General features: G+C 67.2%; 5 protein-coding genes and 1 pseudogene. 2 read left to right on the top strand and 4 right to left on the bottom strand.

What is annotated here, in order from left to right:
- The 4 genes and pseudogenes from FUT87_RS19330 to FUT87_RS19315 all read right to left on the bottom strand — a co-directional run.
- Positions 1–250, bottom strand: a pseudogene (locus tag FUT87_RS19330) (molybdopterin molybdenumtransferase MoeA); the annotation flags it as partial.
- Positions 243–1652, bottom strand: a complete 1410-nt coding sequence (gene thrC / locus FUT87_RS19325) for a threonine synthase (protein ID WP_147242077.1) — start codon at positions 1650–1652, stop codon at positions 243–245. The pseudogene FUT87_RS19330 and the gene thrC, both read right to left, overlap by 8 nt.
- On the bottom strand, positions 1649–2959 hold the full coding sequence (locus FUT87_RS19320; RefSeq protein ID WP_091725148.1) for a homoserine dehydrogenase: 1311 nt from the start codon (positions 2957–2959) through the stop codon (positions 1649–1651). The genes thrC and FUT87_RS19320 overlap by 4 nt, the downstream gene beginning before the upstream one ends.
- 29 nt (positions 2960–2988) lie before the next feature.
- Positions 2989–4215: a pyridoxal phosphate-dependent aminotransferase gene (locus FUT87_RS19315; RefSeq protein WP_147242076.1), complete on the bottom strand. Its 1227-nt coding sequence runs from the start codon at positions 4213–4215 to the stop codon at positions 2989–2991.
- 116 nt (positions 4216–4331) lie between these two features.
- Between FUT87_RS19315 and FUT87_RS19310 the strand changes: the two genes are divergently transcribed.
- Together FUT87_RS19310 and FUT87_RS19305 are read left to right on the top strand one after the other, a co-directional pair.
- Positions 4332–4706 carry an Mth938-like domain-containing protein gene (locus FUT87_RS19310; protein WP_091723934.1) on the top strand — a complete coding sequence of 125 codons (375 nt, stop codon included), beginning with the start codon at positions 4332–4334 and terminating at the stop codon, positions 4704–4706.
- A gap of 156 nt (positions 4707–4862) precedes the next feature.
- A complete protein-coding gene (locus FUT87_RS19305) occupies positions 4863–5342 on the top strand; it encodes a peroxiredoxin (RefSeq protein WP_091723931.1) in 480 nt (159 codons plus the stop codon).
- Positions 5343–5882 lie beyond the last annotated feature (540 nt).

Raw genomic sequence — 5882 nt, 5'->3', positions numbered from 1 at the left:
CCAGCGCGGCCACGTCGGCCGCGCGCATCGCGTAGCCGTCCATCGCGCTGTTGTCGTACGGCGGCACGTCCAGCGGCGACACCAGGTCCTGCGCCAGCACGCGCCCGCGCGCCAGCGGCGTAGCCACCGATTCGGTCCGCCCCAGCGGCGTCACCTGCAACAGCAGACGCTGCAGCGCGTCCTCCATCGGCAGCATCGGCGCGCGCTGCGCCACGGCGCCAGCGGTCGGAGCGGGCTTGGCGTCAGACATGGTCGACGATGAACTGCTTGACCTGGTCGACGGAGACCGGCAGCACGGTCACGCGCTTGGGGCGCGACTCCAGGTCGTCCAGCGCGGCGGGCCGCGGCGGCACCAGGCCCAGCGCTTCCTCGATGGTCGCGGCGAACTTGGCCGGCAGCGCCGTCTCCAGCACCAGCATCGGCACGCCGGGCTGGCGCTTGTCGAGCGCCACCTTCAGGCCGTCGGCGGTGTGCGTGTCGATGATCACGCCGTACTGCGCATGGCATTGGCGGATCGTCGCGACGCGGTCTTCATGGGTGCTGCGGCCCGAGACGAAGCCGTAGCGCTCGCCGATGCGCGCGCGCTCCTCGGCGGTGATCTCGAAGCAGCCCTTGGCCGCCAGCTCCTCGCCGAACAGGCGGTTCACGCGCGCCGCGTCGCGGTCCAGCAGGTCGAACACGAAGCGCTCGAAGTTGCTGGCCTTGGAGATGTCCATCGACGGGCTGGAGGTCTCCAGCGTGTGCTCGGCGCCGCGCGGACGGTAGACGCCGGTGCGGAAGAACTCGTCGAGCACGTCGTTCTCGTTGGTCGCGACGACCAGTTGATCGATCGGCAGGCCCATCATGCGCGCCACGTGGCCCGCGCAGACATTGCCGAAGTTGCCCGAGGGCACGGTGAAGCTGACCCGCTCCGCGTCGGTCTTCGTCGCCTGGAAGTAGGCCGCGAAGTAGTAGACGACCTGCGCCAGCAGCCGCGCCCAGTTGATCGAGTTGACGGTGCCGATGCGATGGCCGCGCTTGAACGCGAGGTCGTTCGAGACCGCCTTGACGATGTCCTGGCAGTCGTCGAACACGCCCTGCACGGCGATGTTGTGGATGTTGGGTTCCTGCAGGCTGAACATCTGCGCTTGCTGGAACGGGCTCATGCGCCCGTGCGGGCTGAGCATGAAGACCTGGATGCCGGCCTTGCCGCGCATCGCGTACTCCGCGGCGCTGCCGGTGTCGCCCGAGGTCGCGCCCAGGATGTTCAGCGTCTCGCCGCGGCGGCCCAGTTCGTACTCGAACAGCTGGCCCAGCAGCTGCATCGCCATGTCCTTGAAGGCCAGCGTCGGCCCGTTGGACAGCGCGACCAGCGCCAGCCCCGGCGCCAGCGGCTTGAGCGGCGTGATCTGCGGCGTGCCGAAGACGGCCTCGGTGTAGGTGCGATGCACGATCGCCTTCAGGTCCGCGGCCGGGATGTCGTCGATGTAGAGCGACAGGATCTCGAAGGCCAGGTCGGCGTACGGCAGCCCGCGCCAGCGCGCGAGCGTCGCGGCGTCGACCCGCGGATAGGCGGTCGGCAGGTACAGCCCGCCATCGGGCGCGAGGCCTTCCAGCAGGATGTCGCAAAAGTGGCGCTCGGTCTTGTCGCCGCGGGTGCTCAGGTACTTCACGCCAGCTCTTCCTTGCGCAGCTTCACGATCGGCGCGAGCACCGTCTCCAGCGCCTGCATCTTCGCCAGCGCCTCACTCATGCGGCCTTCCTGCGTGTCGTGCGTCAGGATGATCAGGTCGGTCTGGCTCTCGCCTTCGGCCGATTCGCGCTGCAGCACCGCGTCGATGCTGATCTCGTGCTCGGCCAGGATGGTCGTGATGCGCGACAGCACGCCCGCCTGGTCCGCCACGCGCAGGCGCAGGTAGAACGCGGTCTGCACCTGCTCCATCGGCAGGATCGGCGTGTCGTTCATCGCGTCCGGCTGGAAGGCCAGGTGCGGCACGCGGTGGTCCGGATCGGCCGTGGCCAGGCGCGTGATGTCGACCAGGTCGGCGATCACCGCCGAGGCCGTCGGCTCCGCGCCCGCGCCCTTGCCGTAGTACAGCGTCGTGCCGACCGCGTCGGCCTGCACCAGCACCGCGTTCATCGCGCCCTCGACGTTGGCGATCAGGCGGTTCGCCGGGATCAGCGTCGGATGCACGCGCAGCTCGATGCCACGGTCGCGGCGGCGCGCGATGCCCAGCAGCTTGATGCGGTAGCCGAGCTGCTCGGCGTACTTGATGTCGGTGGCCTGCAGCGCGGTGATGCCTTCGACATGGGCCTGCTCGAACTGCACCGGAATGCCGAACGCGATCGCGCTCATGATCGTGGCCTTGTGCGCGGCGTCCACGCCCTCGATGTCGAAGGTCGGATCGGCCTCGGCATAGCCCAGCCGCTGCGCCTCCTTCAGCACCGTCGCGAAGTCCAGGCCCTTGGAGCGCATCTCCGACAGGATGAAGTTGGTCGTGCCGTTGATGATCCCGGCGATCCACTCGATGCGGTTGGCGGTCAGGCCCTCGCGCAGCGCCTTGATGATGGGGATGCCGCCGGCCACCGCGGCCTCGAAGGCGACCATCACGCCCTGCTCGCGCGCGGCGGCGAAGATCTCGCTGCCATGCACCGCCAGCAACGCCTTGTTGGCCGTCACCACGTGCTTGCCGGCCTTGATCGCGTCCAGCACCAGCGTGCGCGCGATGCCGTAGCCGCCGATCAGCTCGACGACGATGTCGATCTCCGGATTCGCGATCACCTCGCGCGCGTCCGCCACCACAGTGCAGGCGTCGCCGACGATGCTCCTGGCGCGCTCGACGTCCAGGTCGGCCACCATCGCGATCTCGATGCCGCGACCCGCGCGGCCGCGGATCTCTTCCTGGTTGCGGCGCAGCACCTGGAACGTGCCGCCGCCGACGGTACCAATGCCCAGCAGGCCAACTTTGATCGGGTTCATCGTCATGTGTCTTTCAGGAGGTCGAGGGGTCAGCGGCCGTGGCGTTTGCGATAGGTGCCCAGGAAGCGCTCGATGCGGCCGACGGCTTCACGCAGGTCGTCGGTGTTGGGCAGGAACACGAGCCGGAAATGATCGGGAGACTTCCAGTTGAAGCCCGTCCCCTGGACGATCAGCACCTTCTCCTCGGCCAGCAGCTCGTAGGCGAACTGCTGGTCGTCCTCGATCGGGTAGATCTTGGGGTCGAGGCGGGGGAACATGTAGAGCGCGGCCTTGGGCTTGACGACGCTCACGCCCGGGATCTGCGTAAGCAGCTCGTAGGCGAGGTCGCGCTGGCGCGCCAGGCGGCCGCCCGGCGCCACCAGGTCCTTGATCGACTGGTAGCCGCCCAGCGCGGTCTGGATCGCGAGCTGGCCCGGCGTGTTGGCGCACAGCCGCATCGAGGCCAGCATGTTCAGGCCGGTGATGTAGTCCAGCGCATGGCGCTTGTCGCCGGAGACCACCATCCAGCCGGCGCGGTAGCCGCAGCTGCGGTAGTTCTTGGACAGCCCGTTGAAGGTCAGCGTCAGCACGTCGTCCGACAGCGACGCGATGCTGGTGTGCACGTTGCCGTCGTACAGCGTCTTGTCGTAGATCTCGTCGGCCAGGATGATCAGCTGGTGCTGGCGCGCGATCTCGACGATCTCGCGCAGCAGCGGCTCCGGATAGAGCGCGCCGGTCGGGTTGTTCGGGTTGATCACGACGATCGCCTTCGTGCGCGGCGTGATCTTGGACTTGATGTCGGCGATGTCGGGGAACCAGTCGCTGGATTCGTCGCAGACGTAATGCACCGGATTGCCGCCCGAGAGCGCGACCGCGGCGGTGTACAGCGGGTAGTCGGGCGCCGGCAGCAGCACCTCGTCGCCGTTGTCCAGCATCGCGTTGAGCGCCATCACGATCAGCTCAGACGCGCCGTTGCCCAGGTACACGTCGTCGACCGCGACGCCGCGAATCCCCTTTTCCTGGCAGTAATGGACCACCGCCTTGCGCGGCGCGAACAGGCCCTTGGAATCCGTGTAGCCGGCCGCGTCGGGCAGGTTGCGGATCATGTCCTGGACAATTTCGTCCGGCGGCATCAGGCCGAAGGCGGCGATATTGCCGATGTTCAGCTTGATGATCTTCTGGCCCTCTTCCTCCATCTGCCGGGCCTTGTCCAGCACGGGTCCGCGGATGTCATAACAGACATTGGCCAATTTGCTGGACTTGGTGACGGTTCTCAAGATGGCTCCTGGAATACACAGGGGAAAATCGGGACCGTCGATTTAAACACAGGGTTATCGCGGGTAATCGCACGGCCGCGCGGCGCCACCCTCCGTCGCTGCCAGAATCAGCCTCAATGAAATTTCAACCCGACCAGCCGCTGGGCGGCAACATGATCTCCAAGCACGACCTGCACCACGTGTGGGTCAACGGTGTCGAGCAGGCGCACAGCGTGCTCGTCCCTTGGCAAGGGCAGCCCGAGGACTGGGACGTCACCCGCTTCGAGGACCTGACCGAAGCGCACTTCGAGCGCATCCTCAAACGCAAGCCCGAGCTGGTGATCTTCGGCAGCGGGTCGAAGATCCGCTTCGCGCGGCCGGCGCTGTATCGTGCGCTGATCGACGCCCGCATCGGCATGGAGACCATGGACATCGGCGCCGCCTGCCGCACCTACAACGTGCTGGCGAGCGAAGGCCGCGCCGTGTTGGCCGCGCTGCTCATCGAGCCCTGAGCGCCCGCCGGCCGCGACCGCCCGCGGCTCCCCGTCCGACCTCCCTCTCTCTGGGAGCGCATTGGCTCGTCCAGGTCAGCCGGGGAGAGAGACGACCCATTCAACGTATAATCGCTGGCTATGCCCGCCCGGGCACATCTCTCTGAAGAACGCCACATGACGCCAGCGCTCAACAAACCCCTCCCGGACATTGAAGCTCTTGCCACGGGAGGCGTGAAGTTCACACCCCAAGCCTTTCTGGGCAAGGTCGTGGTGCTGTACTTCTACCCGAAGGACAACACCCCGGGCTGCACCACCGAAGCGATGCAGTTCCGCGACCATCACAAGGACTTCGTGAAGGCCGGCGCCGTCGTGCTGGGGGTGTCCCGCGACAACATGGCCTCGCATGACAAGTTCAAGCAGAACCTGGAACTGCCCTTCGAACTGATCGCCGACACCGAGGAAAAGCTCTGCCACATGTTCGGTGTGGTGAAGAACAAGATCATGTACGGCAAGAAGGTCAAGGGCATCGAGCGCTCGACCTTCCTGATCGATGCCCAGGGCATCCTGCGCGAGGAATGGCGCGGCATCAAGGTCGCCGGCCACGTCGACGAAGTGCTCAAGGCCGTCAAGGCGCTGAAGAAGGAAGCCGCCTGATCGACGCCGCGATCCGGCCAGGGTTGCGGAATCTCGCATCGGACCACCGATTCCGCTGCCTCGCATCCCGGGTTTGCGCTGACTCGCGCGAGGCGCCGTCTGACAGCAACGCCGCCATCTGTCCGTCATGGGCACGCGCGGCGAGTTGTGCATAATCGGCCGCATGCCCCTGTGCCTGATCGCAGCGATTGAATCCCCAAGGACGAGCCGCACCGCCCCCGGTGCGGCTTTTTGTCTTCTGGGGCCCGCTGGCGAGTTCGAGGCCCCCGATGCCGCCGATACCTCCGGCATCGCCACCGCCCGTCAGGCCTGGGGCATGACCCCTGGTCCGCGTGGACCCAGGCTCATCACGCAAGCCCGCCACCCCCGCACATGCCACTGCCCAAGCCTCCGACCAAGCGCGCCAGCCGCCTAGATTCCGACGCCTACGCGACCGACCTGTCGCCCAGCAAACGCCCTCCCGCGCTCGAGGCCAAACCGTCCGCCACCACGCCGCCCCACAGCGCGGCGAGTCTCGCCGAGACCGCCCCCTGCCGGCCG

It is taken from the genome of Mitsuaria sp. TWR114 (genome assembly GCF_007997345.1).
The sequence above is the reverse complement of the archived record's forward strand: the minus strand, read 5'-3'. Positions and strand labels throughout refer to the sequence as shown.